The 26,900-nt window shown below is 66.9% G+C and carries 31 protein-coding genes and 1 pseudogene; 9 read left to right on the top strand and 23 right to left on the bottom strand.

The window, feature by feature from the left end; all coding sequences use genetic code 11:
• Positions 1–28 precede the first annotated feature (28 nt).
• The 4 genes from truD to Q0925_RS11705 all read right to left on the bottom strand — a co-directional run bounded on the left by truD (position 29) and on the right by Q0925_RS11705 (position 3,616).
• Positions 29–1,369 carry a tRNA pseudouridine(13) synthase TruD gene (gene truD, locus Q0925_RS11690; RefSeq protein WP_299335707.1) on the bottom strand — a complete coding sequence of 447 codons (1,341 nt, stop codon included), beginning with the start codon at positions 1,367–1,369 and terminating at the stop codon, positions 29–31.
• A 207-nt stretch (positions 1,370–1,576) separates the two neighbouring features.
• Entirely contained in the window at positions 1,577–1,915 is a 339-nt protein-coding gene (pth2, locus tag Q0925_RS11695; protein ID WP_299335709.1) for a peptidyl-tRNA hydrolase Pth2, read from the bottom strand.
• A gap of 40 nt (positions 1,916–1,955) precedes the next feature.
• Positions 1,956–3,017 (bottom strand): rod shape-determining protein, encoded by a 1,062-nt coding sequence (locus Q0925_RS11700; RefSeq protein WP_299335711.1) that lies wholly within the window; start codon positions 3,015–3,017, stop codon positions 1,956–1,958.
• Positions 3,018–3,049: 32 nt separating this feature from the next.
• Positions 3,050–3,616 carry a FlaD/FlaE family flagellar protein gene (locus Q0925_RS11705; protein WP_299335713.1) on the bottom strand — a complete coding sequence of 189 codons (567 nt, stop codon included), beginning with the start codon at positions 3,614–3,616 and terminating at the stop codon, positions 3,050–3,052.
• A gap of 272 nt (positions 3,617–3,888) precedes the next feature.
• On the opposite strand from Q0925_RS11705, the gene Q0925_RS11710 reads away from it, so the two are divergent.
• Complete coding sequence (locus tag Q0925_RS11710) at positions 3,889–5,097, top strand: potassium channel family protein (protein WP_299335715.1); 1,209 nt, start codon at positions 3,889–3,891, stop codon at positions 5,095–5,097.
• Here the strand turns inward: Q0925_RS11710 and Q0925_RS11715 are convergent.
• The gene (locus Q0925_RS11715) at positions 5,081–5,371 is read right to left on the bottom strand and encodes a DUF7536 family protein (RefSeq protein ID WP_299335717.1); all 291 of its coding nucleotides are present in this window, start codon (positions 5,369–5,371) and stop codon (positions 5,081–5,083) included. The genes Q0925_RS11710 and Q0925_RS11715 overlap by 17 nt on opposite strands.
• 112 nt (positions 5,372–5,483) lie before the next feature.
• Between Q0925_RS11715 and Q0925_RS11720 the strand changes: the two genes are divergently transcribed.
• Positions 5,484–6,440 (top strand): succinylglutamate desuccinylase/aspartoacylase family protein, encoded by a 957-nt coding sequence (locus Q0925_RS11720; protein WP_299335719.1) that lies wholly within the window; start codon positions 5,484–5,486, stop codon positions 6,438–6,440.
• A 1-nt stretch (position 6,441) separates the two neighbouring features.
• On the top strand, positions 6,442–7,518 hold the full coding sequence (locus Q0925_RS11725) for a pyridoxal-phosphate dependent enzyme (protein WP_299335721.1): 1,077 nt from the start codon (positions 6,442–6,444) through the stop codon (positions 7,516–7,518).
• 1 nt (position 7,519) lies between these two features.
• On the opposite strand, the gene Q0925_RS11730 is transcribed toward Q0925_RS11725, so the two are convergent.
• On the bottom strand, positions 7,520–7,714 hold the full coding sequence (locus Q0925_RS11730) for a DUF7511 domain-containing protein (RefSeq protein ID WP_299335723.1): 195 nt from the start codon (positions 7,712–7,714) through the stop codon (positions 7,520–7,522).
• Positions 7,715–7,841: 127 nt separating this feature from the next.
• A complete protein-coding gene (locus Q0925_RS11735; protein ID WP_299335725.1) occupies positions 7,842–9,110 on the bottom strand; it encodes a tRNA(Ile)(2)-agmatinylcytidine synthase in 1,269 nt (422 codons plus the stop codon).
• Between the two features lie 216 nt (positions 9,111–9,326).
• Here Q0925_RS11735 and Q0925_RS11740 point away from each other — a divergent pair, with 216 nt between their 5' ends.
• Both Q0925_RS11740 and Q0925_RS11745 read left to right on the top strand, forming a co-directional pair.
• Entirely contained in the window at positions 9,327–10,298 is a 972-nt protein-coding gene (locus tag Q0925_RS11740) for a transcriptional regulator (RefSeq protein WP_299335727.1), read from the top strand.
• A gap of 243 nt (positions 10,299–10,541) precedes the next feature.
• Complete coding sequence (locus Q0925_RS11745) at positions 10,542–10,688, top strand: hypothetical protein (protein WP_299335729.1); 147 nt, start codon at positions 10,542–10,544, stop codon at positions 10,686–10,688.
• Positions 10,689–10,700: 12 nt separating this feature from the next.
• Here Q0925_RS11745 and Q0925_RS11750 read toward each other — a convergent pair whose 3' ends face one another.
• The 4 genes from Q0925_RS11750 to Q0925_RS11765 all read right to left on the bottom strand — a co-directional run bounded on the left by Q0925_RS11750 (position 10,701) and on the right by Q0925_RS11765 (position 13,038).
• Positions 10,701–10,961, bottom strand: coding sequence for a glutaredoxin family protein (locus Q0925_RS11750; protein WP_299335769.1), 261 nt, complete (start codon positions 10,959–10,961; stop codon positions 10,701–10,703).
• A gap of 392 nt (positions 10,962–11,353) precedes the next feature.
• Positions 11,354–11,761: a DoxX family protein gene (locus Q0925_RS11755; RefSeq protein ID WP_299335731.1), complete on the bottom strand. Its 408-nt coding sequence runs from the start codon at positions 11,759–11,761 to the stop codon at positions 11,354–11,356.
• A 139-nt stretch (positions 11,762–11,900) separates the two neighbouring features.
• A complete protein-coding gene (pyrE, locus tag Q0925_RS11760; protein ID WP_299335733.1) occupies positions 11,901–12,434 on the bottom strand; it encodes an orotate phosphoribosyltransferase in 534 nt (177 codons plus the stop codon).
• Positions 12,435–12,495: 61 nt separating this feature from the next.
• Positions 12,496–13,038: a CDP-2,3-bis-(O-geranylgeranyl)-sn-glycerol synthase gene (locus tag Q0925_RS11765; RefSeq protein WP_299335735.1), complete on the bottom strand. Its 543-nt coding sequence runs from the start codon at positions 13,036–13,038 to the stop codon at positions 12,496–12,498.
• 95 nt (positions 13,039–13,133) lie between these two features.
• Between Q0925_RS11765 and Q0925_RS11770 the strand changes: the two genes are divergently transcribed.
• Positions 13,134–13,796 (top strand): DUF502 domain-containing protein, encoded by a 663-nt coding sequence (locus tag Q0925_RS11770; protein ID WP_299335737.1) that lies wholly within the window; start codon positions 13,134–13,136, stop codon positions 13,794–13,796.
• Positions 13,797–13,805: 9 nt separating this feature from the next.
• Here Q0925_RS11770 and Q0925_RS11775 read toward each other — a convergent pair whose 3' ends face one another.
• The 5 genes from Q0925_RS11775 to Q0925_RS11795 form a co-directional block, all read right to left on the bottom strand.
• Complete coding sequence (locus tag Q0925_RS11775; RefSeq protein WP_299335739.1) at positions 13,806–14,759, bottom strand: branched-chain amino acid transaminase; 954 nt, start codon at positions 14,757–14,759, stop codon at positions 13,806–13,808.
• Positions 14,760–14,996: 237 nt separating this feature from the next.
• Entirely contained in the window at positions 14,997–15,674 is a 678-nt protein-coding gene (gene ribB, locus Q0925_RS11780) for a 3,4-dihydroxy-2-butanone-4-phosphate synthase (protein ID WP_299335741.1), read from the bottom strand.
• Entirely contained in the window at positions 15,674–16,384 is a 711-nt protein-coding gene (locus Q0925_RS11785) for a DUF120 domain-containing protein (protein ID WP_299335743.1), read from the bottom strand. Before Q0925_RS11785 ends, ribB begins: the two co-directional genes overlap by 1 nt.
• Before the next feature lie 134 nt (positions 16,385–16,518).
• A complete protein-coding gene (locus Q0925_RS11790) occupies positions 16,519–16,647 on the bottom strand; it encodes a hypothetical protein (RefSeq protein WP_299335745.1) in 129 nt (42 codons plus the stop codon).
• A gap of 39 nt (positions 16,648–16,686) precedes the next feature.
• A complete protein-coding gene (locus Q0925_RS11795; protein ID WP_299335747.1) occupies positions 16,687–17,499 on the bottom strand; it encodes a P-loop NTPase in 813 nt (270 codons plus the stop codon).
• 133 nt (positions 17,500–17,632) lie between these two features.
• Here Q0925_RS11795 and prf1 point away from each other — a divergent pair, with 133 nt between their 5' ends.
• The 3 genes and pseudogenes from prf1 to Q0925_RS11810 all read left to right on the top strand — a co-directional run.
• Entirely contained in the window at positions 17,633–18,877 is a 1,245-nt protein-coding gene (gene prf1, locus Q0925_RS11800; protein ID WP_299335750.1) for a peptide chain release factor aRF-1, read from the top strand.
• Between the two features lie 38 nt (positions 18,878–18,915).
• Positions 18,916–19,104 carry a hypothetical protein gene (locus Q0925_RS11805; RefSeq protein WP_299335752.1) on the top strand — a complete coding sequence of 63 codons (189 nt, stop codon included), beginning with the start codon at positions 18,916–18,918 and terminating at the stop codon, positions 19,102–19,104.
• Positions 19,105–19,167: 63 nt separating this feature from the next.
• Positions 19,168–20,163, top strand: a pseudogene (locus tag Q0925_RS11810) (glycosyltransferase family 87 protein); the annotation flags it as partial.
• On the opposite strand, the gene Q0925_RS11815 reads toward Q0925_RS11810, so the two are convergent.
• The 7 genes from Q0925_RS11815 to Q0925_RS11845 form a co-directional block, all read right to left on the bottom strand.
• Positions 20,164–20,556: a DUF6276 family protein gene (locus tag Q0925_RS11815; protein WP_299335754.1), complete on the bottom strand. Its 393-nt coding sequence runs from the start codon at positions 20,554–20,556 to the stop codon at positions 20,164–20,166. It abuts the pseudogene before it with no gap.
• A 230-nt stretch (positions 20,557–20,786) separates the two neighbouring features.
• Positions 20,787–21,497 carry a V-type ATP synthase subunit D gene (locus Q0925_RS11820; RefSeq protein ID WP_299335756.1) on the bottom strand — a complete coding sequence of 237 codons (711 nt, stop codon included), beginning with the start codon at positions 21,495–21,497 and terminating at the stop codon, positions 20,787–20,789.
• Between the two features lie 34 nt (positions 21,498–21,531).
• On the bottom strand, positions 21,532–22,572 hold the full coding sequence (locus Q0925_RS11825) for a Brp/Blh family beta-carotene 15,15'-dioxygenase (protein WP_299335758.1): 1,041 nt from the start codon (positions 22,570–22,572) through the stop codon (positions 21,532–21,534).
• 3 nt (positions 22,573–22,575) lie between these two features.
• Positions 22,576–23,388, bottom strand: a complete 813-nt coding sequence (locus Q0925_RS11830; protein WP_299335760.1) for a lycopene cyclase domain-containing protein — start codon at positions 23,386–23,388, stop codon at positions 22,576–22,578.
• A gap of 122 nt (positions 23,389–23,510) precedes the next feature.
• Complete coding sequence (locus Q0925_RS11835; protein ID WP_299335762.1) at positions 23,511–24,257, bottom strand: bacteriorhodopsin; 747 nt, start codon at positions 24,255–24,257, stop codon at positions 23,511–23,513.
• 73 nt (positions 24,258–24,330) lie between these two features.
• The gene (locus Q0925_RS11840; RefSeq protein WP_299335765.1) at positions 24,331–25,977 is read right to left on the bottom strand and encodes a bacterio-opsin activator domain-containing protein; all 1,647 of its coding nucleotides are present in this window, start codon (positions 25,975–25,977) and stop codon (positions 24,331–24,333) included.
• Positions 25,978–26,061: 84 nt separating this feature from the next.
• On the bottom strand, positions 26,062–26,900 hold an 839-nt coding region (locus Q0925_RS11845; protein WP_299335767.1), incomplete at its 5' end, for a V-type ATP synthase subunit B.

The raw sequence follows: 26,900 nt of genomic DNA on the forward strand, positions 1-26,900 counted from the left end.
GACGGTGGGACGCCGCCGCGGCCGAGGGCTAAAGCGCCCGCGGGTCGACCTTCAGATACTCCCGGAGAACGGCCGTTGCGTACGACCCTCGGGGGAGCGAAAAGGAGAGCGTGAGAGGGTCGCGCTCGACCGTCGGCCCCGCGCCGACGAGAATCGGCCGCCGCGTCCCAGTCGAGTCGAAGTCGCCCGGCAGGTCGAAATCCGCGGGTGCGAGGTCGAGGTCGTCGAACACCGCACGCTCGACCTCGCCGGGGTCGCCGTCACCCAGTTCTGTCTCCGTGCCAAGCAGCGGTGCGGTGACAAAGGCACGCCCGCGCTCGCAGTGGCGACTCACCACATCGACCCGGGATCCGGTCACCCGTTGGAGGCGGTCGGTGTCGGGCAAAGGCAGGTCCTCGGGAGCGTCGGAATCCGCGAAACAAACCACGTCGCCGGCAACGGGACGGTCGAAAGGAAGGCCCGCACGCAGTCGCGCCGAAACGATGCGGTTGAACGCGTAGGACTGTGCCGCGTGGACGAACAGTCGCTGGAGGTTCCACGGAACCGCCTCCAGTGCCTCCCGGAAGTCCGACGGTTCGGTCCCCCCGTTCTCGACGAGCGTATGGAGCATCGACCGTTCGTAGCCAAGGTGGCCGGGGACCGCGGCGAGCGCCTCGGTCCAGTCCGGAGCGGGGGCCGACGCGACCGCCTCGACCGTCGCCCGCGCCTCCTGGGTCCGGTCGGGTTCGGTCTCGGCGGGGTTACCGACGTAGGTCAGAACCGCCTCGCGCCACTCGCCGCGGACGACACACAGACCCACCTCGTGGGTCACGGGACGCTTGCTGCCGAACCGCTGGTGGCCGAAGACGTTCGGCACGGCGACCCGGTCGCCACCGAACGCGGCGAGGTCGTCGGTGACGGCGTCGACCGCCGTCGGATCGTCGGGGTTGCGGATCGTGATCTCGAAGGCGTTGCCCGCGAGGTCACCGAACTCCAGGTTGCGACCGACCCGACCGACCGGATCGAGGGTCACCCCCGAGAGGTCGGGTAGGTCGGGTGGGCCGACCCCGCGTATCGAAACCAGTTGGGTCGTGACCGCGCGCTTGTCCTTCGTGCCGGCCCACGACACCCGCTCGCGGCTGATCCCCATAGCGTTTGAGAGCGCACCGACGAAGTCGTTGGTGTCCCAGTCGGTGAGCGTCGCCCGGACCAACAGGTGGGGGTACGACGACGGGTCGGCGTCGAGGGGTTCGGGATCGATCGCTTTGCTCTCGAGTTCTCTGACCCGAAACTCCGCGGGGTCGTCCCGGAGTCGCCCACCGACGCCCGGTCCGTCGCTCACGTAGTGATCGATGCCGACCTGTCGTTCCAGCGGGTGTGCCTCGCGCATCGGGTCGTCGGTTGGGGTTCGCGTCCCCGACGGGAGTCGTTGTCGGTCCCGGTCAGAACGGGACGGGGCCGGGCCGTTCGACAGAACGAAAGTGCGGTGACGACGCCGACTCCGACCCGGTCGTCTCGCTCCCGGCCAGCGACGACCGCGGCGGTCGGTGACGCACCCACCTCATCGCTCACGCCAACGGTATCGGTCGTAACGTTGTCAGTACAGCGACAGATCACCGGTCACGCGGTCCACCTCGTCGTCGTCGGCCGGGCCGACGGCGAGTGTCGTCACGGTCCCCGGTTCCAATTGGGTGTGCCCGGCATCGCGGACGATGGCGTGGGGGAGGCCCGCCCGCTCGGCGGCGTCGGCCAGTTCGAACAGGTCGCGCTCGCCGCTCCCTTTCAACACCACCTTCTTTTGTCCCTCGCCTTTCCACGCTCGGCGGGTACGGTCGGCGGCGTCCTCTGAAGCCGACAGCGCCGCGTGTGCGACCTGCGCGGCCAGTTTTCCCTGTCCCATACCGAGGTCAGTGCGTGCGACGATGGCCTGTTTCATGCGTACTGGTGTGGGGGCCGGGACAAAGCGTCGTCGGTGTTCAAGACGCGTCGGCGTCGACCAGTCGCTCCGCGATGCGCTGTGCCCCTACCGCAGCAGACAGCGCCGGCTCCTCGGGGGCGATAGCGGACACCTCGCGGCCGAGTTCCTCGGACAGGCGCTTCTCGAACTCGTCGACGATGCCCGGGATGCAGGCCATACCGCCCGTGAGCACGATTGGGTGGTCAAGCGCCAGCTGGTACACCTTTATATGATCGTTTGCAAGCTCCGGGAGGAAAGCGTTGGCCACCTCCTCAACGGCCTCGTCGACGTACTCGTCGACGGCGTCAACCACGCTGCGCTCGATGGTGAACTCGTGGGAGCCGCCGCCGGGCTGTTGGATCACATCGGTAAACGGCTCGAAGTCGACGAGGTCGGCGTGGTCCTCCTTGTACTCGCGGGCGGTCGTGTTGTCGATGTTGACCCGCCCCTGCGTCTCCTCCTCGACGTAGTTGGCGATCATGCGGTCCACCTCGTTGCCCGTCACCGCGCCGGTGGTGAACGGGACGAGCTGTTCGCCCCGCCGGTATGCCGAGGCTTCGAGGTTGGTCGAGCCCAGATTGACGGTGACAAAGATGTCGTCGACCGCCTCGAGCCCCTCGCCCAATGCGGGCACCGACCCACACAGCGACTCGGGGTAGCTCCGGATCAGCGCCCCGCCGATTGCGCTGCCCTCGATGACCGACTGGAGGTTCTGCAGGCCACGCTCGTTGTCGATGGTCGGGATGGCGTAGACAACGGCGCTGTCGGCAGGTACGTCGTTGGCCTCGATAACCTCCTGGAAAAACGTCGCGGTCAGGTCTGCGCCGCCCTCGTCCTCGGGAAGCCCGGATCGGAGGGTGTACCGCACGCGCTCGGGGTACTCGGTCGCCGCCTCCTCGCCGTAGAGCACCCGCTCCTCGCCGGTGATCACGTCCTCGTACGTCGCGAGACAGGTCAACGTCTTCACCGTCCGCAGACCGTCACCGTCGGGGATGGCGATCACCGTCCGGGTGCTGCCCAACTTCACGCCGATGGGCGTCGGGGCGCCGGTGTCGGCGTCTGGGTCATCGGAGTCATTCATGCATCCGGGCTACACGCGGGTGTGATAAATAATCACTCCCGGTGCCCACGGGCGAGCGACGCCAGCCGTGCGACGTAGTGGAGGCTCACGCGGTGGTCGGCGGCGTCTAAGCCGTTGCCGGCACCGGCTTGTGGCTCGTCCAACCCCGAGAGGTACGCATCGAGGGTATCGGCGGCGTCGGCGCCGACCCATCCGACCGACTCGTAGAACGCGATGGCATCGGCCACCGACTCGCGGCCCGCCCGCAACAACAGAAACTCCAGCCAGTCGAAGATCAGCATCTCGGCGGGCAAAGCCGCCGGGAGCGCGGGGAGGTACGGTCTGGTGAGGTCGTCCGCGTCCCGGTCTAGCGCGGCCAGATCCCGGGCCACGGACGCCTCGAACGCCGCGTCGGCCGTCGGTCGCCCGGCGTCGGGAGCGGTCGGCCGGCGGCCCCGAAGGCCGTCGTGCCAGTCGCCCGGCCAGTGGTCGTCGGTGTCGGTGTCCGCGTTTCTCGCGTCCCCGGCCACACCCGCTTCGGCCCCTGGGTCGGCCGTCCGTGGCGTGCCGCTGGCCGCCCGGAGCTCGTCGAGGTCGTAGTTTCGCGGGTCGATGGCCATCGGTCGGTACCGAGTACGGCCGCCGGTGAATTAAAACTTCTCGAATCTCCGATGTCGTCCACAGCGGTCGGCGCCGGGAGTCTGACCGGCAACGACGGCGGCGGCTCAGGTGGCTGAAATCGCCGCGAACACGACCTCCCCCCGATTCGGCGTCGCCGCGGGGCCGACCGCAGGTCCGTCGTTCGGCCGCCGTTCGCCGAGCGGACCGAAAGGCCACCGACCCGGTCGAGTCCGGCAGGGGACTTTTACCCTCCGGGTGCGGGTGTTTGGGTATGGATCCCGGGGACGTGTCGTACGAACCGGTCAGCGTGAAAGCCGTCCTCGCGGAGATGAAAGACACGGCCGAACTCCTCATCGACCTGTCGTACTCGGCGGTGCTCCACGGGAGCGACGAGGTGGCCGCGGAGGTGCTCGAACTCGAAGAACGGATGGACGTGTTGCAACTGCAGGCACGGATGAGTCTCCTGATGGCGGCCCGGAGTCCGGAGGACGCCGAGGCGCTCGCACCCGTTCTCGGCGTCGTCGGCGCCGCCGAGAAGATCAGCGACGCCGCCGGCGATATCGCCAAGATCGTTCTGGGGGATATCGGCGTCCCCGAGGCGATGCGGACGGCCATTCCCGAGGCGATGGAGACGGTCGTCCGCGGACGGGTCACGGGCGACTCCGAGTTCGCCGGCCGGACGCTCAGCGACTGCAGTTTCGAGACCGAGACGGGTGTCCGGGTGATCGCGATCCGGCGGGCCGGCGAGTGGATCGTCAACCCCGACCGGGAGACGAGCCTCGACGCCGACGACGTTGCCCTCCTCCGCGGGACCGAGGCGGCGCTCTCGTCTGCGTACGGCGCCGTCACCGGCGACGCGTACGACCCGCCCGAACCGGTCGACTCCACCATCGACGATCTGGATCGAGCGGTCGACTCCATCGTGTTGATGAAAAACATGAGCGAACTCGCGGTGGATCTGGCATACGGCTCCGTTCTCTTCGACAGCGAGGGGGTGGCCGCCGAGGTGGTGGAACTCGAAGCGGAGGTGGACGCGCTGAAATCGCGGTTCGAGGCGTGGGTGTTGCGCGCCGCCGGGCGGGTCGAAGACCCCATCTCGCTTCGGGGACTGGTCCACCTCGCAAGCGCGACGGAGGTGATCAGCGACGCCGCCGTGGAGATCAGCGAAGGCGTTCTCAGGGGGTTGGACACCCACCCGGTCGTCGCCGCCGCCGTCGAGGAGTCCGACGAGGTGATCGTCCGCGTCGCCGTCGGCGAGGGAGCGCGTCTCGCGGACGCCTCACTCGGCGAACTCGAGGTAAAGACCGCGACGGGAATGCGCGTGATCGCGGTGCGGCGCGGCGACGGCGACTGGGCGATTTCGCCCGGCCCGGAGACGGCCGTCCACGCCGACGACGTCATCATCGCCAAAGGGACCCGTACCGGGGCGTCGCGCCTCGCCGAGTTGGCCGGCGACGACGACCCTACAGACGGCGGGTGAGGCGGTAGGCCGTCGCGGCCGTCAGCGCCGCCGTCACGAGCAACGCCGTCGCCGACGCGAGAACGAAACCGAGAATCAGGAACCACCCTTCGGGCCCGACGACGGGGTACGATTGGGTGCCCTCGGCGGGGCCGGCAAGTTCGAGAACGCGGACGAGATAGCCGAGAACGGCGAGAACACCGCCGGTGACAACGCCCACAGCCGCGTTGCGCCGGACCTGCAGGGCATCGAGCAATCCCGCCGAGGGCGGGCGTTCCGGTCGTTCGTCGCTCACACACTACGTTTGAACCGCACGGTAAAATCCCCGTCGTTGTCCACGGATGGACGGCCGCGACCACCCGTTCGCGACCGAATCGCTCAAAGGGGGCGAGTCCATGTGTCGAATAATGACTTCGGTGGGAAGCGCGAACGCCTCACCTGGGACGGTCGACACCGGCCGTCTCGACGTCGGCGAGACGCGTGATGGCAGTAGGTTCGGACTCCCGGTGGCCGTCGTTAAGGGGGCTCGCGACGGAAAGACCCTCTACGTTCAGGCGGCGAGCGATGGCGACGAACTCAACGGTGTCGGCGTGGTGCAACGCGTCGTCCCGCGACTCGACCCGACGGAACTCGCCGGAACGGTGGTCCTGGTGGGCATCGTCAACTACCACGCGTTTCAGGTCGCCAAACACCGCAATCCCATCGACGACACGAAGATGAACCGGGCGTACCCGGGCGACGAGAACGGCACGTCGAGTGAACGTATCGCCGCCGCCACCTACGATATCGCGCGGGACGCCGACCTCATTCTCGACCTTCACCAAGGGTCGACGAGTCGGATGATCGATGAGGTGCGGGTTCGGTGTGGGCGCCGCCACCGCCTCCACTCCGACTGTCTCAACCTCGCGAAGACGTTCGGATGCGGGTACGTCCTCGACCAGAAGGGTCCGGATGGTCAACTCGCCCGGGTCGCCCCCTCCGACGGGACGCCGGCGATCGATCCCGAACTCGGCGGCGCCGTCGGCTGGGACGAGGGGAGCATCGCCACGGGTGTCGAGGGCGTGTTCAACGTTCTCAGGGAGTACGGCTTTCTCGATGGCGACGCGGCGGTCGACCCACAGACGCGTGCGAAGGCGTTCGACCAGTACGGGTCGCCGGTGGGGGGTCTCGTCCGCTACGAACACGACCTCGGGGACCGGGTCAGCGCCGACGAGACGCTGTTCGAGGTGACCGATCCATTCGGAGAGTTGAAGGCCCGAATCACCGCCGACAACGACGGCATCTTCTGGCGGAGTCGCCGCCTCCCGCAGGTCGCCACCGGCGAGTACGTCTGTTCCGTCGGCAAGAACGTCGACAGCTACTGACATGCCCGTCGGTCTCGTCTGCCCGAACTGCAACCGGACCTACGCCGACCGTTGGCGCTGTGCCTGCGGGTCACCCCTCGAGTTCGCGTCGACGCCCAAGCCGGACGGGCCGGCGCCCGCGTTCACCTCGTTCGACGGTCGGCGCGGGGTCTGGGCGTTCGGGGCGTTTCTCCCGATCGACCCCCACGTCACCCTCGGCGAGGGGTTCACCCCGCTCGTCGACGCGCCGGCGTGGAACGCGACGTTCAAACTGGAACACGTCTCACCCACCGGGAGTTTCAAAGACCGCGGTGCGGCGACGGTCGTCTCCCGGGCGATCGAACTGGGTGTCGACCGCGTGGTCGAGGACTCCTCGGGCAACGCCGGCGCGGCGGTCGCCGCCTACGCCGCCCGTGCGGGTCTCGACGCCGAAATTTACGTTCCGTCGTCGGTCACGGCGGCCAAGCGTCGGGCCGTCGAGTCGGTCGGCGCGACGGCCGTGGCGGTCGACGGCGACCGCGAGGCGGTGTCGGCGGCGTGTCGGCAGGCAGTCGAGACCGGCGAGGGGTGGTACGCCAGCCACGCGTGGAACCCTGCCTTCTTTGCTGGGACCGCTACCTTCGGCATCGAACTGGCCGCACAACGCGACTGGACCGTCCCGGACGCCGTGGTGGTGCCGCTGGGACACGGCACGCTTCTGCTGGGCGCGTACCGCGGGTTTCGTGCCCTCGTCGAGGCTGGGTGGACGGACCGGATGCCCCGACTGCTCGCCGTGCAAGCGGCGGGGTACGACCCGGTTGCGGCCGGCCGCGGCGGCGGGAGCGGGAGCGAGGGGACGAACGACCTCGCGGACGGGATCCGGATCCGGAGTCCGGTGCAACGGGAGTCCATCGAGGCGGCACTCGATACGACAAACGGCGACGCGATAGCGGTGTCGGGCGAGGCCGTCGAACGGGCGGCGACAGCCCTCGGTGATGGAGGCTTCCGAGTCGAACCCACGGCCGCCGTCGCGCCCGCGGGCCTCCGTCGCTACAGAAAGCGAGGGATCATCCGCGACGACGCCGACACCGTTGTTCCACTCACCGGACGGGCAAAGTGAGCTACCGGACCTCGTCGAGAGCGACGAAGGCGTCGCCGTGGGCGGTGATCCACGCGCCGGTTTGACCGTCCGCGCGTCGGGTCGATGGAGACACTGTACACCGTCCGTCGTTGATTTCGTGATCCAACCTGAACGTCGGCCACCGGTCGAGGGCGGGGCTATCGGTCGTCACATCGGGGCGGTCGGTCGAACTCACGGCTCGACCCCTCGGCGGTGTTCGGGACGACTAAGCATCGCCTGCATATAGCGGTTGGTTCCTTTTCGATATATGTCGCTTACCGCCGGTCAACGGGTCGTTGAACGGCACCCTGCGGGGAGTGAGATCACCGCTCGGGGTGGGTCGGTGCGTCGAACCCACCTCGAATCAGCGGTTTCGCGATATGGCGGCGGGCACACGGTGGCACCTCGTACCACCCCGGATCGAGGTCGCGGTTGAGGTTGCGGTCGATCCGGCCGGGTGCGGTCGTACCGCAGTCCCGGCAGCGGTAGCCTTGGTCACGGCCGGCGCTCTCCATCGACCGGCCGCAGTCGGGACAGGACGGTACGGCGCGGTCGGTCGTCACAGGGTCACGGAGCGCGAACTTCTCGAGTTTGAGTGTGCCGCGACTCACCTCACCACACACCGTCACTCGGTCGCCAGAGTGAAGCGCACGGACCCGGTCGCGGAAGCGCTTGGTGGGTTCGAACGCCACACAGGGGAGGCGGTCGTCGCCATCACGGACCGTCAGATGGACGTGGCCGCCCGCCCGCGTTTCGGGGGCGTCGTCAACGACCGCGTCGACCCGGTATGCTCGGCCGTTCCGGACCGTCCCGACCGCCCCACGCTGGAGGTGGGCATCGGTCCCTTGATTGGTCAGAAAGGTCGCTGACCGGTCGACCGGTTCGCTGTCGATGGCGCGGGCCACCTCCCGGACCGTCCGTGCGTCGTCGCCACGGATGCCGTACAGAACCGGACCGGGTGCGGCGGGGACACAGACGAGTTCCCCCTCTCCGCGGTCGACGGTGTCCCACGCGTCGGGCGCGCCGGCATCGGCCGCCGCGAAGACGCTGTCGGCGTTGACCGCTCGGGGGGTCCCACACCGGTCCAGCGACCGGTAGGCGACGTGTTCGTACGTCCAGTCGTTGAAAACGCGGCCGGCACCGACCGCCGCGAGCGCACCGATCCGACCTCGGCCACCGTCCCAGCCACGGTGTCGATAGCCCAGACTGTCGGCGAGTTCGATCGCTTCGTCGAGGTCGACACGTTCGCGGAGTGTCCGTCGGGCGAGGTCGGCAACCGGATCGGGGACGGCGTCGGCCGTCGTGTGTGCAACAACGACGCCCGGGCTCGTTCTCGGGTCCGCGACCGCGGCCAGCGACTCAACGTTCTCGACCGCGAGGTCGAACGCTCGGTCGGGGTCGAGGTCGGTTTCGAGACAAAGCGCGGCGTTGCCGCGGGTCTTGAACTCGATCGACGGGTTGAGGCGGATCAGTCGCGTGCAATCGACCGTTCCGCCCGCCGCCTCGATGGCCGTGGCCACGCGGGTCGCCACGTACGTCGTACACATCCCACGGTCGCGGGAGTCGGTGTCATCGAGTCCAACGAACGTCACAGCCGGGAGGAGCGGGTCGACGGTCAAAGCCGTTTCGCGTCCGCACGAGACGACGGCTCATGGAACGGGCGTAGGGCGGCGACTCATGGGAAGGACCTAAGACGACGGTTGGCGCTCTGCGGGCGTCACCGGCGCCGACTGTCGTCGTGCCAATCGCCAGACGTAAGCCGGGTGCCGACGCAACATATATGTGTCACGGAACACTTACCTTTGGGTATGTCACGGTCAGCACTGGTCGGGAACATCACGGCGATGCTCCAGGACGCGGGGTTCGTGGTGAGTGACCGGTGTTCGATCCGTCCCAAAAGCTTCGACCTTGCCGCACGGCGGGGTGATGACCTGCTCTTGGTGAAGATTCTCGCCAACGTCGACGGTCTCGACGCTGAGACGGGCATCGAGATGCGGCGACTCGGATCGTACCTGTCGGCGACGCCGCTCGTAATCGGCCTCCGAACCCGCGACGAGGACCTCAAACCCGAGGTGGTCTATTTCCGACACGGGGTCCCCGCGATCAACCCCGACACCGCGTTCGACCTGTTCGTTGAGAACGTTCCGCCGCTCATCTACGCGGCTCCGGGCGGACTGTACGTCAATATCGACGGCGACCTACTCGCGGACAAACGCGAGGAACGTGGCTGGAGTCTGGGTCGGCTGGCGACCGAACTCGGCGTCTCCCGGCGCACCGTCTCGAAGTACGAGGACGGGATGAACGCCAGTATCGAGGTGGCGATCAAACTGGAGGAGTTGTTCGACCAGCCGTTCAGCGATCCCGTCGAGGTACTCGACGGGGCCGAGTCGGTCCGTGACGCGGAGCCAACGCCGGAAGATCCCGCGGTCGGCCCGGACGAGGACCACGTTCTCGCCGTTCTCGCCCGCGTCGGCTTCACCGTCCACCCGACGAACCGCGCGCCCTTCACCGCCGTCAGCGAGGACGGCGACCACGAGATAGAGAACCTGCTGACGGGACACTCGGCGTTCACCCGGAGCGCGGAGAAGCGCGCCCGCATCATGTCCTCGCTGGGCGAGGTGACACGCACCCGGTCGGTGTACGTCACGGAGGAACGCGAGAAGCGCGACGCCGTCGAGGGAACCGCCCTCGTCAGTCAGGACGAACTCGCGTCGTTGCGCGACGCGGGCGACCTCCGGGATCTGATCCTCGAACGCGCCCGTTCGCCGGCCGAGAGCTAACCCCATTGTCGGCGGTGTATGCCCGGCCGTGTCCGAACAACACCGTCCAACCCGGAGCCGTACAGAACGACCGATTCCAGACCTGCGAGACGACCGTGCGAAAACTGACCGAACCGCTCGGCCGTACGGACCTCCGAGTGAACCGAGTCGTCGAGACGGGCGAGGTGACCACGCCCACGACGGACAGGAGGAGGTGTTCGTGGCGACGACCGATCTATCGCCATCGAGGGCGAGGTTCACGACGTGTCGGCTGGCGGCGTCGTCCGTGTCGCTCCGAAGACGGTCCGAAACCTTGTCAATCACACCGACGAGACGCACGTCCGGCTGGCGGTGGGCGCACCACCCGTCGGAAGCGTCGACGACTTCGTCACGTACGTGGTCGAGGAGTGAGTCGGTCGGAGTTTAGTTCGTCGCGCCGGAGCCGTACGTCTCGTCAAGGTAGGCGACGATGTCGTCGCTTTCGGGCATACCGTCGACGTCGTGGTCGGGGTCGACGAGCACCGGAACGCCGGTTTGGCCGCTCACCGCCTCAACCTCCGTCCGCTCCGAGTGGGAGCGTGGCACCTCGTGGGACGTGTACTCGAGGTCGAGGTCGTCGAGTTTGGTCTTTACTTTCGCACAGTACGGACAACCGGGCAGTTCGTACAGTTCCATCGTTGCCATCGGTGTCACTTGGTCCTCGGAGAACTTGAGGTCGGCGGGCGTGTGTGCGGTGTGCGCGACCGGTGGTCGGCGGCGAACACGCCGCGGCGTCGCCACGGCGACGATGGCACGGCAGGTATCGACCACACCTCGCCGGGGTCGTGCGTCGAGGTGACGATGTCGAGTTCTTTTCGGGAGTCCGGGTCGGGATGCCAGAGTTCACCGGACGAGGTGCGACGTCATACGACGTCATCAGGACGGTGGCGGCGCCTGCGAGTGCCTGTGTCAGGAAGTCGGTCCCAGTTCCGGTCCCGAACTCAGGCGAGGGCGCGGCGATCCGCGAACCGTCACGCACCGCATCCAGCGTTCGGAGCCTGACGACTGGTACAGAGACCGTGTGAACGTCGGCTCGGTCATCCGTCGACGCCGACACCGACGTCGCGGTCGCCGGTGTACCAGTACGCCCACAGGATCAACACGCCCTGCAACGGGAGCCGTACCCAGCGAGCGAGCGCCGACGGGTCCCCGCCGGGCGTCACCGAGACCATCGAGACCGCCATGTAGACGTTTGCGGGAAAGACGGCAACGAGCAACGCGATCGTCGCCCACGCCGCGTACCGCCGCGTCGATGGCACCAGCACCCCGATTCCGACGGCGATTTCCGCGATTCCCGACAGGTAGACCAGCGCGAGCGGCGCGGGGAACATCGGCGGGACGATACGGACGTACGGCTCCGGCACGACGAAATGCAGAACTCCTGCGACGACGTACAGGAGTCCCATCAGGTAGCGCAACGGGCGTTTGAACCGTAATAGGCGCATCCACCACCGATTAGCCCTCCGGGCATGAAGCGGTTTGGGCCACCGCCACAGGACCTGTGTGCGGGCAGACATCCGGGCGGCCTCGCTCGTGCGAGCGGGAGCGAACCGGGGGTGAAAAACCGATTCACCCCGCGATCGGTCACCCGTCGGCCAGCAGTTCGGTCGCCGTCAGCAGCGCTTCGAGTTCGATTCCGTGGTCGGCGAGCAACTCGCTTGCCCCCTCCTCACGGTCGACGACAACCAACACCCGGTCGACCGTCGCGCCGGCCTCGCGGAGCGCTCCGACGGCGTCGAGTGCGCTCTTGCCGGTGGTGGCGATGTCCTCGAGAACGACGACGCGGTCACCCTCGCCGAGTCGCCCCTCGATCCGGTTGCCCGTGCCGTACTCCTTTGCCTGCTTGCGGGCGATCACGTAGGGACGGCCGGTTTCGGCGCTCGTCACCGCAACGAGGGGGACCGCACCGAGGGCGACGCCGGCGAGTGTCACTTCGTCGTTTAGCTCTCCGACACGGTCGGCAAAGGCCGACGCGATCAGCCGGAGGCACTCGGGATCGGTCTCGAAGAGGTATTTGTCGACGTAGTAGTCGCTCGTACCGCCGTGTGAGAGTTCGAACTCGCCGAACTTCACCGCGTCGGCGGCCCGGAGCGCGTCGATGAGGTCCTGATCCGTCATTAGGGTGTTCGGGGCCGCGAACCGATATAAACCGGACGGTCCACCGTCGGTGTCGCCGGCCTCACCACGGCTCGGATTTCAGGCCGAAAAGGTACGCCACGACGTTCGTCGTGAGGTGGAGCAGAGGCGTGGCGACGAGAACGACCGCCAGTCGCGGGGGAGTGAACGTCGACAGCGTCCACGCCGGCGCAAGCAGTACCGCGAGGGCGAGTGCGCCGAAAACGAAGTCGAGTTGGTCGAGACCGGGGACCGACGCCCCGCGTCGACGGCCGAGTCGGCGTTTTATCAGTGACGCGCCGACGTCGCCGACCATCGCACCGAGTGCCAACCCGAGGGCGGCCCGGAGCGGGAAGATCGGAAGCGTCGTCGCCAAAACGGCGGCGGCGGCGGGGCGGAGAGCGTTCAGTCCGACCGCGAGAACAACACCCACGAGCGTCCCCGCGGCGGTGCCACGCCACGTCTTCCCGTCGCCGAGGAGGCGGCGGTCACCGAGGGTGCGCCCGCCGTCGATCGGTCGACCCCCGCCGGCGACGACCGCGGCGTTGTTCGGTACGTACGCCGGGAGCATCGCCCAGAGTGCGCCGGCAACCAGCGAGACGGTCATGGGGACGAGTGGTGACCGCGGGGTGTTAAGCCCCGGCGGTTCGCCATCTCGGTCGCGTGAACACGCTGAAGGCCCCGGCCACCAATCACCTGCCAATGTCCTCGTGGAGACGCGACATTGCCAGCGGGCTGGTGGTGCTCGTGCCGATCCTCGTTATCCTGTTCGTCCTCAACTGGGTGTACTCGCAGGTCGCCGACCTCCCCATCGTCCGGACGCTCCCACAGCCTTACGGTGTCTTCGTCGCACTCGTCGTGTTCGTCATGCTGGTGTTGTCCGTCGGCTACCTGATGCGTACAACGGCCGGGCGCCTGTTCGAGGGGCTTCTGGACAACGCGATGAACCGCGTGCCCCTCATCCGCATCCTCTACAACGCCTCGAAACTCGCCGTCGAGACGGCGCTCACCGGCACCGAGGATCTTCAGAAGCCGGTGCGACTGGAGACGTGGCCGGGCATCAACATGACCGCGTTCAAAACGGGAAAGACAACCGCAGACGGCGAGGTGGTGTTGTTCATGCCCACCGCACCGAACATCACCACCGGCTTCATTATCGAGGTCGATGCCGACCGGGTCGAGGAAACCGGTGAGAGCGTCGAGGAGGCGCTGACACGCATCCTCAGTGCAGGGTTCGCCGAGGAGGAGGCCCAGGGTGTCGACATCGCTGTCGAGGGTATCGACGGCGTTGAGACGGCGAAGTCCGCCGTCGACATGGGGGACGGGACCGGGGACGAGACCGATAACGAGAACGACGACCGGTAGATCCGGTGGCTACGCGTCCGTCTCGACGAACTCGAACCAGTCGGCGTGGTCGTCGGTGCGGCGCTCGATCAGATCGAAGAAGGCCCCCTGAATCTCCGTCGTCACCGGGCCGCGGGTCCCCTCGCCGATGACGACGTTGTCAACCTTCCGGATGGGCGTCACCTCGGCCGCGGTGCCCGAGAAAAACAGTTCGTCGGCGGTGTTGAGTTCGCCGCGGCTGATCGTGGCGTCGTCGTGGACGGTGTAGCCTCGTTCGCGTGCGAGGGTGATAACGGTGTTTCGGGTGATGCCGTCGAGAATACCTTCGGCGAGCCCGGGCGTGTATATTTCACCATCGCGGACGAGAAAGAGGTTTTCGCCCGGCCCTTCGGCGACGTTACCCGCCTGATTGAGTAGGATGGCCTCGACGTAGCCCTCACGTTTGGCCTCCAGACTCGCGAGGACGCTGTTGACGTACGGTCCGGTCGTCTTTGCGTTGGTCGGGATCTGCGAGGAGGCGTACTTGCGCCACGAGGAGACGGTGACCTCGACGCCCTCCTCAAGGGCGTTCTCGCCGAGGTACGCGCCCCAGGGCCAGACGGCGATTGCGACGCGTTCCGGACAGCTCTCGGGACTCAGTCCGAGCATGTCGTAGCCGTAGTACGCGATGGGGCGGATGTAACAGGAGTACAGGTCCTGTCGTCGGATCAGTTCCTTCGCCGCCGCGGTCAGTTCCGCCCGGTCGAAAGGAATCTCGAGGTTGTACGGCTCTCCCGACTGGTAGAAGCGGTCGAGATGTTCTTCCCACCGGAAGATGGCCGGTCCCTCCTCGGTGTCGTAACAACGGACCCCCTCGAAGACGCCGGTCCCGTAGTGGAGGCCGTGGGTGAGAACGTGGATCTGGGCGTCCTCCCAGTCGACGAACTCGCCGTCCATCCAGATGGTGTCGACATCGCCCGCCTCAAGCATCTCGTCGAAACTCATCTCACGCACCCTCCGACTCGGAGCGTGCGCTTCTCGTACAAGTTGCGTCGGCAGACCCCGTCGTATCGAGCGACATACGTTGCTCATGTGTTGGCCCAATCCGGTCTTAACAGTTTCCGTGGCGAACGCCTCGGTGACGCGACCCGGCGAAGACCGAGGCTCGTGGGACGGGGCCGTCGACTCCTCGGGCGGGTGAGGAATCGGGGCAGTCAAAACCGACGGGGGTCGTCGTTTGTCTCAGTCCAGCGCCCTGACCAGCGCCGCGCCCTCAACGAACGGCAGGTCGTGCCGGCGGGCGTAGGCGCGGGCGTCGGCCGTCGAGAGCGCCCCGCCGGTCACGTCGTCGAGCATCTCACAGCCGGCGACGGCGGGCGCGACGCCGGCCTCGCGGGCGAGCACCAAGCCGAGTTCCGTGTGGCCACGGCGGTCATCGAGAAGGCCCGGCGACGCCCGCAGGAGGTGGACGTGGCCGGGTGTTCGGAACTCGCTTGCGAAGGCGCCGACGTCGTAGCTCTCGTCGCCGCTCACCTCGCCGAGACGACGGATCGTCAGTGCCCGGTCGTCATCGGTGACACCGGTAAACCCGTCGCGGTGGTTGACGGTCAAGGAAAAGGAGGGGTGGGCGTCGTAGCCGAGGTCGGAGTGGTCGTTCGCAGGATGGTCGACCGCCTCGTGGAGAAAGGGGAGGTCGAACCGGTCGGCAACGGCTGCGGTGAGCGCGACAAAGAGCAGCCCACCACAGTCGTTCCGGAGGCGGGCGACGGCCGCAGGCGTCACCGCCGCGGCGGGGTACAGGAGGTCGGTCTCGCCCTCGCGGTCGTCGGCGTCATGAACTAAGACCGGCTCACCGGCCCGGAACGCGGACACCGCCTGATCGAGGGAACCGGTGGACTCCTCGTGTCCGTGGCCGTGCATCAGGCCTCACCCAACCGGACGGTCAGGGCGTCGCCGTCGTCGATACCGAGGGTGTCACGCAGTTCCACGGGGGCGATCAGTTCGAGTTGCGTGGCGTCGTGGTGGGTCCGTTCGGGCACGATAACGTGAGCGCCGCCGTATGTGGCGTCGCCGGCCTCCGCGCGGGCCGCATAACAGGTCGCTGGACCGAACGTCCGGTCGTCGTCCTCCCAGCCGTCGATGGGCGTCGCGTCGGCTTTCAGTGCGCCCAACTCGCCGCGTGCGCGGACGCTCTCGGCCGTGAGGTCAACGTTGAGCGTCCCCGGGAACGGCTCGTAGCCGAGGCGCTCGCGGAACTGTGTCATGTAGCCCGACAGCGAGATGTAATGTCGACCCTCGCCCATCCCACTCGTGACCGTGCCATGAAGGGTGAGCGTGGTGTTCTCCTCGAACAACCGGCGGTAGTCGGCGTACTCGCGACGGAGGGCCGCCGCGCCGTCGTCGGTGAGGGCGACGCGTTGGCCGTCAGACAACACTTCGCGGTCGAGCAACCCCGTGTCGTCGAGTTGCTGGAGTCGCCGGGACGCCGTCTGTGCCGAGGTGTCGAGGCGCTCGCCCAGCCCGGCACACGAGATTTTCGTCCGACCCGAAAGGCCGCCGTCCAACGCGACCTGCTTCAGCGCGGCGAGTCCGTCGTTTCCGACCGTCGACGCCGCTGCGGTCTCTGCCATGTACATTGGTTACCGTCGGACCGGCATAAGCATATCGAATATGGGATGCATAACGGTATTGGTACGGTTTTTCATGCGTAGAGAACGGATCTATTTTTAACCGTTCAATGGGCATGAACCCGTCGACGAACGACCTACGCCGGGACGACGACACTGGCGATCAGCGAGCCACCGACGGCTGACACCACAAGCGCGCCGATGCCGAGCGCGAGCACCAGAAACAACAGTACCCACCAGAGCGGGACCGAGTTCGACTCGTCCATACCCGCCTTTCCTTGTGGCGGCCTCAAAGAACTTCCCGTTCAGCGGAGAAGCCAGCGCAGGAACCCCGTTCGTCCCTCGTCGTCCGCTCCGGACGCGCCGGGACCGGCGGCGCCCGGGTCGGCCTCCGCCCCGCCTTCCCCGTCGTCGGGGACGAGCGAGTCGTCGCCGGTCAGGTCGGCCCCGAGCCGACGGTAGGCGTCGGTCGCGGGCGCGTCGGCTGCGGCGATAACGAGCGGTTCGCCCGCCTCGGCGGCCGACACCGCCGGATCGTCGGGGATCGTCGCTCGGATTGGCACGTCGAGGTGTGCCTCCGCGGCCGTCGAGTCCGTCTCGGGTGTCGTCCGCGTGAGCACTGCGCCCGTCACGGTCGTTTCGAACCGTCCGGCTACCTCCCGGGTTTTGGCCGTATCGCCGAGGGACCCCCGCGTCGGCGTCGACACCAACAGCACCTCGTCGGCGACCCGGAGCGGTTCGACGCTGTCGTGACTCAGCCCTGCGGAGGTGTCGACGAGGATGATCTCGGCGTCGATCCCGTTGAGGAGTACCGACAGGTTCGCCGGGTCGGCCGCCGCGAAGTCGTCGATGTCGTCCGACGCCGGGACCACCGACAGACCCACCGGCCCCTCGCGGACGGCGTCGGCGACGCCGGCGCTCCCGGAGAGCACGTCGTGGACCGTCGGCCCGGCGTCGGCATCGATTCCGAGAACGCCGGCGAGGTTCCCCATCCCGAGGTCTGCGTCGACGACGACCGTCTCGTGGCCGCCGGCGGCGAGAACCACGCCGAGGTTCGCCACGGTGGTGGTCTTTCCCACGCCACCTTTCCCACTGGCGACCGCGTACACCCGTCGCATAGGTCGTCAGAAACCTCCGCCGACGAGCACATAACTCTACTCCCCGAGTGGCCGCGCCGGACCGAGCGCGGACGGCATCGCCGTTGCGCTCCCAGTCAAAGATTACTTAGCACCGACCCAACTACTGTCATTAATGAGTACTGACGCTCAAGAGGCCGACGATGACCGTCGGAAATACGAGTTCCGGAAGGTCATCGAGGATCTGAAGGAGTACGAGGGCTCCGGGACCCAGCTCGTCACCATCTACATCCCTCCGGACAAACAGATTTCTTCGGTTGTCGCTCACGTCACGCAGGAACACTCCGAAGCGAGCAACATCAAATCCAAGCAGACCCGAACAAACGTTCAGGACGCGCTCACGAGTATCAAGGACCGTCTCCGCTACTACGACACCTATCCGCCGGACAACGGTATCGTCATCTTCAGCGGCGCGGTCGATGCCGGCGGCGGCCAGACCAACATGGTGACAAAGGTTCTCGAAAGCCCGCCCGATCCGATCCAGTCCTTTCGGTATCACTGTGATTCCGATTTCCTCACCGAACCCTTAGAGGAGATGCTCTCGGATAAGGGACTGTTCGGGTTGATCGTTCTCGACCGGCGGGAGGCGAACGTCGGCTGGCTCAAAGGGAAACGCGTCGAACCCGTCAAGAGCGCCTCCTCGCTCGTCCCCGGCAAACAACGGAAAGGTGGTCAGTCCGCCCAGCGGTTCGCCCGCCTCCGTCTCGAAGCTATCGACAACTTCTATCAGGAGATCGCGGGGATGGCCGACGACCTTTTTGTCCCGAAGCGTCACGAACTCGACGGCATTCTCGTCGGTGGCCCTTCGCCCACCAAAGACGAGTTTCTCGATGGCGACTATCTCCACCACGAACTACGCGACACGGTGGTCGGAAAGTTCGACGTCTCCTACACCGACGAGTCCGGGCTTTACGACCTCGTCGACGCCGCACAGGATGTGCTCGCGGATCAGGAGATAATGAAAGACAAGGTGGAGATGGAGGAGTTCTTCGAGAACCTCAACACCGGCGACCTCGCCACCTACGGCTTCGAGCAGACCCGCCGCAACCTCGTGATGGGCTCCGTCGACCGTCTCCTCATCAGCGAGGACCTCCGTAAGGACGCGGTGGTGTACGACTGTGATGGCACGGAGGAGTTCGAGGTGATCGACCGTCGGCACGACACGCCGGATCACGAGTGTGCTGACGGGGGGGACGCCGAGGTACAGGAGCGTGAGGACGTCATCGAACACCTGATAGCTATCGCCGAACAACGGGGAACGGAAACGAAGTTCATCAGCACCGACTTCGAGAAGGGCGAACAACTCCACGACGCGTTCGGCGGTATCGCCGGCATCCTTCGGTACTCGACCGGGATCTAGCCACAGTTTTTTGCCGTCGCCGACGGGACTCGGGAAGGATGTCGGTTCTTTGTCGCCTCGTTGGACGCCGCGGTGATCGGCCTGTCTTTGTTGCCGTCGCCCTGTTTACACTTCTTGTCCTGTTCGGTTATCCGGCTGTCGACCGCTACCTCCGTCTCGCCGGCATCGCGCCACAGTTTATTTTCTGGGACTTCGGTGCGTACGCCACCGCCGTTGAGCGCTGGTAGGCCGGCGAGAGCGTCTACGTCCAGACCGAGGAGGGCGGCTACCACGGGAGTTATCTCTACCCACCGGTCGTCCTCCTCGCGTTCGCTCCGTTCGTCCTGACCGTTCCGGTCGCCGTCGGTGCGGCGGCGTGGGCCATCTGTTCCGTGTTGCTATTTTGGGTTGCGGTCCAGCGCCTCGCCTCGGCGCTTGGCTGCCGGCTGCATCCCGTCGAACGGCTGCTCTGTCTCCCCGTCGTCGCCGGGTTCCAACCGCTCCTGTTGTCGGTGAAGATGGGACAGACCGCCGGTCTCCTCGGCGCGTCGCTCACCCTCGCCGCGTCGGCGTCGCTCCGCGGACGGGCGTACGCGAGCGGGGTGTTCACCGGTGTCTGTGGTGTTATCAAGCTCCCGTACGCACCCGCCGGTGCGCACCTCCTCGCTGACCGGCGGCGGTTCGCCGGCGCGGTCGGGGGCGGGGTCGTTCTCCTCGCGTGTTCGGTTCTCGTTTTCGGTATCGACCCACACCGGACGTACCTCGACGTGCTCGTGTGGGGGCTGCGGGAGGGGAGCGACGCCCGGTCGCCGCGTCTCTGGCTCCCGCCGTACTACCGACCGCTGTACGCCGTCCCGTACAACCTCGCGCTCCGACTGCTCGCGAGTCTCGTCGTTGTCGGCCTCGTTCTCCGGGCGGCCGACGACGCCGCCGTCCGCGAGACGACGGCTCTCGGCTTCGCCGCCGTTCCCCTGCTCGCGCCGCTGACCTACGCGTACTACCTCGTCGCCGCCGTCCCTGCGGCCGTACTGCTGGTGGCCGCAGAACTCGACCGGCCGGACGGCACACCCGTTCTCCCGGTGGTCGGCGTTCTCCTGCTCCACGTCCACTCGTACGGGCTCAGGACCGCCATCGGACTCACGCCGGAGTGGGTTCCGGCGGGCCCCCTCCAACCCGGGCTCTGGGGAAACCTCCTTCTCGTGGGGCTTGCCGCCCTCCGCGTCGCACAGACCGGAGGCGCGGGCGGCGACGAAGGGAGGCACCTTGCGGGGTCGCTCCCGAGTGTTCCCGTACCCGGACGGGAGTGATCAGCCAAGCATCTCGGCGAGTTGGACGCGTCGCCTGTCGGCGTCGAAGTGAGGGTCAACCCCGCCGGCCGTCGCCAGGCGGTCGAGCGTCAGTAGCACGTCCGCGCCCGCGCGCTCGGCGTGTGAACAGCAGTCGTCGATGTCCGCCCGGCGGAGCGCGAGCGAATCCAGTAGCCCGAGCGTCAGCGCGAGCGCCGCACCGGCCTTGCCCGTCGGGAAGGCGGAGTGAACGGCCTCGAACGGCGGTTCCGCAACCGCCGATCGGTCGGTGGGGTGGGTCCGCAGACAGGAGGCACAGATGGCGGCCGTCCCACCGGCGCCCGGAGCGTGGGGCCGGAGCGACGGCGGCACGGCGAAGACGACGACATCACTACCACAGGCCGGACAGGTCATGCGTCGTTACGATGCGCGACCGGGTGGGAAACGTAGTTCATGTCGGGGCGTGGGGGCGCAACCGAGGCGTCGGTCCCGTGGCGGTCCGTTGGGGGGCCGTAGGGCGGTGGAATAGTGTCGGCCATCATCGCCGCGGTCATGAGCGCCCGGTGTAGCTCGTGGAGGCGGGAAGCGACGGCCGAGGACTGTCGTTCGTACCAACCGGTGGGATACGGAAACGACACCGACGCTCAGTCGTCGGCGGTGACGACGTCCGAGTCGGCCGTCTCGGCCTCAGCCTCGGCCTCGGCTTCGGCTTCGGCTTCCGCTTTCTCCTCGGCTTCCTTTTTCGCCTTGATCTTCTTCAGGCGGAAGATCTCTTCTCGCTCCTGTTCTTCCAACTTCTGTTCGATGTACTCCTTGTTTTCGTGGAGGTCGGGGAGGAGCTTGAACTCGAGGGCGTTGACGCGGCGCTTTGTCGTCTCGATTTCGGTCAGCATCTTCTTCATCGCCGTCTCCACCTCGGCGGCGAGGATGATGGATTCGATGAGTTCCTCGTAGGCGTCGGCGGCCTCGTCGATGCGGGCGGAGGAGCCGAGCAAGCCGTAGCCTCGTTGGTCGAGGCTCTTTCGCACGCGCGAGGACTCGATCTGTGGGACGACCACACCCATGATGTTTTTCGACTGGGTCGTGATCTCGGGGTGTTCTTTCAGTGCCGCGGCCGCGCCGCGCACAGCCACGTCCCCTTCCATCGCCCGTGCCATGTTGATCTTGCGTTGGGCGGTCTGGTAGTTCGCGTCGAGATCCGCGCGGATGTCTCGGGCTTGGTCTAGAATGTCCATGAACTCCATGATGAGGCCGTCTCGCTTCTGTTCGAGCGTGTCGTGACCCCGCTCTGAGAGTTCGATCCGATCCTCGATCGCCATGAGGTTTTTGCGAGTTGGTTTGACGTCCTCGTCCATTGCCGAACGGTTGTGGGCGGAGGCGGTTAACGTTTTACTGTTTTACCCCGTGCCGTTCGGCCCGGTCCATCCACGTCACGACCGCGACGTGGGGAAGCGTCAGAACGGCGATAAAGACGAGATACAACGCGGCCAAGCGGCCGGGAGCCGTCTCAACACCGACGGCGACGCCGGCCCCGACCAACAGAACGACCGAGAGCCCGGTCAGCGGGGCCGCCTCCCGGCCCGTTCTGGCGAGTGCCGCGATCGCTCCCCGGTCAGAAAAGGTCGCACGCGCGCCGTCACGATCGATCCCGATCAGCCTGGCGAGGTGTCGGAGCGAGTGCCACAGACAAAAGTACACCCCGATGGCGACGAGCGGCGGGACGACGAGAAAGTACAGCCACAACGCAACCGTCTCGGCGACGTCGCGGCGCCACACTCGGCCGTTCGCCCGTCGGTAGCCGGCGAGAAGCGTCGCCACCGTCACCGTCGCGAACGCGACGGCCAAGCCGAGTCGACCATCGACGGTGATGGCAAACGCCAGATCGCGGCCGAACAACGATACCCACGCGTCAACCACCTGTCGGTATCGGTCCGGGTGGGCGAGAAGCGGAACGAGCATCGGTAAGCCGCCACGGACAAAGAGCGTCCCTGCGCGGACGCCCGGGCCGTCGAGGTAGTCGGCACCGAGCGCCTCGAGAGCGTACAGATCCCCTTGCCCCCAGTGGAACCAGGTCAACGCGACGAACAGAACTGCCGAGGCGACCGGGGCGACCGTCCACAGGAGGGCGTACCCGCCTCCGAGAAGAAGATACACGACGCCGACGAGCACCATCCACCGCGGTGTCGTCCGGCGGCCGGCCGCACGGGCGGGCGCGAGGTGGTCGATCGCGCCGTGAGGGAGCCCGAAAAGGAGTAGGCTCGCTGCGAGGGGCAGGTACCGGACCCACGCCGGGAGCGGTGAGGTGACACCGAGGGCCGCCACGGCGACGGCGAGAAGGCCAACAACGGCGACGGCGGCCCATGCCGGGTGACAGCCGACCGCACGCATGATCGCCGCGAGTTCGGGATCGGCCGCCTGTCGGTCCGACATCGGCTACGCCGAACCGGGCTCGTCGTCCGGTGCTCGCAGTCGGAGCGTCGCCACCGAGTTGTCGGCCCGGCGGTCGAGTACCCACCGGTAGAGGACAAGCCCTTGAACGACGAAGATATTGGTCACGAGAAAGAAAAGCGCCTCCTCAACCGGGAGCCCGGCGACGGTCAAGCCGGTGGTGTACTCCTCGGCCAACACCCAGATACCAAGCTCGATGGCGATGCGATCGGCAACACACAGGTACGTCGTCGGGACGGCCACCCCGATGGTGACGAGGCGTTTGCGTGCCCACAACTGGGGTGCGCCGACGCCCCACTGCAACGCCAACACCGGCGCGCCCCACGCGAGGATCGCCCCGAGGTAGAACGTCGCCGACGTGCCGAGCAGTCGCCAGCCGGCGAGGCCGACGAGGGTAGCGGCACCGAGGGCCGCCAACCGCGGCCGCCAGCGAAGCGCGCGCCCGGTGTCAGGCCATGACCCCGGAAGCGAGAGGTGGGAAAGCCACAGCGCGGTCAGCCACGGCTGGACGAGAATAAACAGGTACTCCCCGAGCGGGGCGTAGCCGATCGTCGCGACCGTGCTCCCGTCGCCGTACCACCAGACCCCTCTCGCGATCAGGTAGTTGTCCCACGGTGTCGTGTACACCAGCGCGACCACGGTGATGATCGCAACCCCGGTCCAGTACGTCCGTCCCGAGCCAACCTGTGGCACGGCGTCGGGGAGTTGTGCCCGACTTACGAACGCCGTCGCGATCATCAACATCACCGCCGGAATGAGAAACGCGATATGGAACTGGAGGTATGTGAGGCTGGTCATCGTAGGGATGTCTGAGTGTAGAGCAGCGGTTGTTCGTCTGTGCGTATAGCTTCTCGGGTCTCGGGACACCGAACGGAGCTGCCGGCGAGAACAGGGGTGCCGGCTCCGTCGTCAGCTATCGATTAGTCGGCCGCTTCCGCGGTGCCGGTACTCGATCCTGCGGCGTCGAGCACCTCGCGGCTCGACAACAGGATGATCCCGAAGCCGACCTTCGCGACCAGGTCGAGCACCATGAAGCCGGCCGTCTCGATGGACAACGACACCACGCCAAGTCCTTCGGTGCCGACGATCCACCAAGCCGGGTAGACCAGCCAGACAACGACGATCAGCGTCCGAAGCGTGCTGAACGTCGATGCCGCATCGCCCGAGAGCCGGCTGGCCTTGTCTCCGAGGGACCCGTACAACATGTACAGCAGCACGAGCAGGAAGCCCGTGGAGACGCCCCACCAGATCAGCCGCCGGGCACCCTCACCGAGTGCGCCCGGGCCGGCCGACAGCGTCGCGACAGCGCCGGTACCGATCATCAGCATGTCCAGGCCGACGAGCGCCGAAAGCTGGTTCCGAGTCGCCCCGGCGAGCAGGCCGAGGTCGATCAACAACAACGGTGTCGTGAAGAACCAGTCCGTGTATCGCGCCCAGTAGATCGGTAGTTCTTCGCCACCGACCATCACGTTTGTCAGGCCGAATCCCAGTGCCATCGCGAGATAGTTCGTGAACGCGATGGCTGTGATGAATATGGTGACGATATAGAACTCCTGTCGCCGTTCATCCGTTTCTCCCCAGCCCCTAGCGACGAAGTACAGCATCCCTAGGAACATGCCGAGCGTGCCGATCCAAAGCCAAATCCCCTCACTGCCTGGTTGTGGCATAGTGCAGTTGCATACTCAATAGGGAATGGTTGTAAGCGGCGTACACAACTAGTTGGATTCTGGGGGCCGACGGTCAGCCGTCGAACATCGCACCGACGACTTTCCGCTGGGCAGCCCGGAGATGCTGGTGGAACGTCGACCGACAGACGCCCATCGCCTCCGCGATGTCGTCGCCGGTCGCCTCGTGTGGCCACTCGAAGAAACCGCCGGCGTACGCCCGAACCAGCGCGGCGCGTTGTCGGTCCGTGAGGTCGGCTTTCAGGCGCGCGACAAACTCCTGTTGGGTCTCGGGGCGTCGCTCCCGCCGACGGTACCGGGTCAGGTCCGCAGCCTCGAAGCGGTCGGTGACGGCGGTGGCCAAAGACCGGGCGAGTGACTCACGCCCGACCTCGATGGTGAACTCGCTGGCCATCGGCGTGACCGTCGCCGCATGCAGTTCGGCCCCGTGGTCGGCGAGAAGCCCCCGGATCGACGGGGCGGTGACGGACAGTTCGACGAGACACTCATCGTCTTTCTCGACAACGACGGCGTGAAGCTCGACCGGAGCCGTCCGTGTCGCCGCCCGCACCGCGTCTGCGTCGGCTCCGTCGACCTCGAACAGTTCGGCCGGGGAGTCTCTGTCCCCGACACTCCCGGCGTACTCCAACTGGCAGTCGGCCGCCGCGGCCACCGAGAGCAACGGGTGGTCGCTGGCCACCGAAAACTGGAGCTCGATCAACTCGTCGGCCCGGAGCATGCGGTGACTTTCGAGCGCGTTGATCCCCGTCGCGACCGTCCGTCCAAGCGCCGTCAGAACGGCACGTTCGTGGTCGCCGAAGTCGGTGCTGTCCCGGACGTACACACAGAGAGCGCCGTAGGTGGCGTCGCCGTAGTGGAGCGGGACGGCACCGACCGCGGTCGACGCGTCGCCAAGCGGTCGGATTCGGACGGTCCGGTCGTCGACCGCGGTCGACACCGCCGCCGCGACGGGAGCGGGGGTGTCGTCGCGGCCGACGGCGACCGGGATGCGGTCAAGCGCCTCGTCGCCGTCGGTCCAGCCGGCCTCGGCCTCCGGAACGACGGCTTCGCCGGCCGGATCGTAGCGGCCGACCCACGCGCCCGCGTACGTCTCCGACAGCCGCGTCACGATGTCGCGCTCCAGCGACGCCTGTGATCGCGCCTCCGCGACCGCACGGGTCACATCGACAACGACCCCGTCGATCCGGTTCAACAGGCGTTCCTGCGCGTTCCGTTCTCGGTCGAGACGCGACGCGTGCCGGGCAGCAGCCTGTTCGGCCCGCTTGCGGCGGGTCACGTCCTGTTGGAAGCCGACGTAGTGGGTCGCCTGTCCGCTGTCGTTCCGGAGCGGCGCGATGGTCACCTCGTTCCAGAACAGTTCGCCGTCCTTCCGGTAGTTGCGGAGTTCGACCGTCGTCGCCTCCCCAGCCTCGATCGCCGCCCGCATCTGGGCCACCGGCGCAGTCCGGGTCTCCTCGCCCTGAAGAAATCGACAGTTGCGGCCAACGGCGTACTCCGGCGAGTAGCCGGTGATCCGTTCGAACGCCCCGTTCACGTACACGAGCGGCATGTCCGGCTGTGTCGCGTCGGCGACCGTGATCCCGACCGGCGCCTCGTCCATCGTCCGAGTCTTCAGCGACTCGTCGACGGCCGGCGCGCTCGCGGCCGTGATTCCGGCGCATGATTCCTCGGCGTCCGGTTCGGCATCGCCGCGGCGTGACATACTGCCCTGTGGGAACGTGGTTACAAAGGAGTTTGGCCGGGCCGAACCAAACCGAACCGACAATGAAAATCGCGCGCGTGGCGGTCAGTCCGCCGTGGCCTCTTCCTCGGTCGCGTCCTCGTCGTAGTACGTCTCGATGAACTCCTCGTCGATCCGGTTGAGCTCCTCCGTGGGGAGTTGTGAGAGAAGCTCCCAGCCGATGTCGAGGGTCTCTTCGAGTTCGCGGTTCGTGTTGAAGCCCTGGTCGACGAACTCCGTCTCGAACGCGTCCGCGAAGTCGAGATACTTGTTGTCCCGCTCTGACAACGCCTCGCGGCCGACGATGTTCACGAGGTCACGGAGGTCCTCACCCTCCGCGTACGCGGCATACATCTGGTCCGAGACATCGGCGTGGTCCTCGCGGGTGAGACCCTCGCCGATACCGTCGTCCATCAGCCGCGAGAGGGATGGCAACACGTTGACCGGGGGCTGGATGCCTTGGCTGTTGAGGTCGCGGTCGACGTAGATCTGCCCCTCCGTGATATACCCTGTCAGGTCGGGGATCGGGTGGGTGTCGTCGTCGCCGGGCATCGTGAGGATCGGAATCTGCGTGACCGATCCCTCACGGCCCTGGATCCGGCCGGCCCGTTCGTAGAGTTGGGCCAGGTCGGTGTACATATACCCGGGGTAGCCACGCCGACCCGGCACCTCCTCGCGGGCCGCACCGATCTCCCGGAGCGCCTCGCAGTAGTTGGTCATGTCCGTCAGGATCACCAGCACGTGGTAATCCTTATCAAAGGCGAGATACTCGGCGGTCGTCAGGGCCATCCGCGGCGTGACCGTCCGTTCGACGGCCGGGTCGTCCGCGAGGTTCATGAAGACCACGGAGCGTTCAAGCGCGCCGGTGCGCTCGAAGTCGTCCATGAACTCGTTGGCCTCCTCGG

The sequence above is a fragment of the Haloplanus sp. genome (assembly GCF_028275055.1).
In the GTDB taxonomy this organism is placed as follows: Archaea; Halobacteriota; Halobacteria; order Halobacteriales; family Haloferacaceae; genus Haloplanus.

Coding starts and splice junctions, on each gene's coding strand:
- Q0925_RS11795 (WP_299335747.1), bottom strand. CDS start 17,499: ATGCGACGGGTGTACGCGGTCGCCAGTGGGAAAGGTGGCGTGGGAAAG.
- Q0925_RS11770 (WP_299335737.1), top strand. CDS start 13,134: ATGTCCTCGTGGAGACGCGACATTGCCAGCGGGCTGGTGGTGCTCGTG.
- Q0925_RS11705 (WP_299335713.1), bottom strand. CDS start 3,616: ATGGCCATCGACCCGCGAAACTACGACCTCGACGAGCTCCGGGCGGCC.
- Q0925_RS11785 (WP_299335743.1), bottom strand. CDS start 16,384: ATGGCAGAGACCGCAGCGGCGTCGACGGTCGGAAACGACGGACTCGCC.
- Q0925_RS11805 (WP_299335752.1), top strand. CDS start 18,916: ATGTCGGTTCTTTGTCGCCTCGTTGGACGCCGCGGTGATCGGCCTGTC.
- Q0925_RS11840 (WP_299335765.1), bottom strand. CDS start 25,977: ATGTCACGCCGCGGCGATGCCGAACCGGACGCCGAGGAATCATGCGCC.
- Q0925_RS11740 (WP_299335727.1), top strand. CDS start 9,327: ATGTCACGGTCAGCACTGGTCGGGAACATCACGGCGATGCTCCAGGAC.
- Q0925_RS11825 (WP_299335758.1), bottom strand. CDS start 22,572: ATGTCGGACCGACAGGCGGCCGATCCCGAACTCGCGGCGATCATGCGT.
- Q0925_RS11790 (WP_299335745.1), bottom strand. CDS start 16,647: ATGGACGAGTCGAACTCGGTCCCGCTCTGGTGGGTACTGTTGTTTCTG.
- Q0925_RS11710 (WP_299335715.1), top strand. CDS start 3,889: ATGGATCCCGGGGACGTGTCGTACGAACCGGTCAGCGTGAAAGCCGTC.
- Q0925_RS11815 (WP_299335754.1), bottom strand. CDS start 20,556: ATGACCTGTCCGGCCTGTGGTAGTGATGTCGTCGTCTTCGCCGTGCCG.
- Q0925_RS11725 (WP_299335721.1), top strand. CDS start 6,442: ATGCCCGTCGGTCTCGTCTGCCCGAACTGCAACCGGACCTACGCCGAC.
- Q0925_RS11830 (WP_299335760.1), bottom strand. CDS start 23,388: ATGACCAGCCTCACATACCTCCAGTTCCATATCGCGTTTCTCATTCCG.
- ribB (WP_299335741.1), bottom strand. CDS start 15,674: ATGCACGGCCACGGACACGAGGAGTCCACCGGTTCCCTCGATCAGGCG.
- Q0925_RS11755 (WP_299335731.1), bottom strand. CDS start 11,761: ATGCGCCTATTACGGTTCAAACGCCCGTTGCGCTACCTGATGGGACTC.
- Q0925_RS11775 (WP_299335739.1), bottom strand. CDS start 14,759: ATGAGTTTCGACGAGATGCTTGAGGCGGGCGATGTCGACACCATCTGG.
- truD (WP_299335707.1), bottom strand. CDS start 1,369: ATGCGCGAGGCACACCCGCTGGAACGACAGGTCGGCATCGATCACTAC.
- Q0925_RS11765 (WP_299335735.1), bottom strand. CDS start 13,038: ATGACCGTCTCGCTGGTTGCCGGCGCACTCTGGGCGATGCTCCCGGCG.
- Q0925_RS11820 (WP_299335756.1), bottom strand. CDS start 21,497: ATGGACGAGGACGTCAAACCAACTCGCAAAAACCTCATGGCGATCGAG.
- pth2 (WP_299335709.1), bottom strand. CDS start 1,915: ATGAAACAGGCCATCGTCGCACGCACTGACCTCGGTATGGGACAGGGA.
- Q0925_RS11835 (WP_299335762.1), bottom strand. CDS start 24,257: ATGCCACAACCAGGCAGTGAGGGGATTTGGCTTTGGATCGGCACGCTC.
- prf1 (WP_299335750.1), top strand. CDS start 17,633: ATGAGTACTGACGCTCAAGAGGCCGACGATGACCGTCGGAAATACGAG.
- pyrE (WP_299335733.1), bottom strand. CDS start 12,434: ATGACGGATCAGGACCTCATCGACGCGCTCCGGGCCGCCGACGCGGTG.
- Q0925_RS11720 (WP_299335719.1), top strand. CDS start 5,484: ATGACTTCGGTGGGAAGCGCGAACGCCTCACCTGGGACGGTCGACACC.
- Q0925_RS11700 (WP_299335711.1), bottom strand. CDS start 3,017: ATGAATGACTCCGATGACCCAGACGCCGACACCGGCGCCCCGACGCCC.
- Q0925_RS11750 (WP_299335769.1), bottom strand. CDS start 10,961: ATGGCAACGATGGAACTGTACGAACTGCCCGGTTGTCCGTACTGTGCG.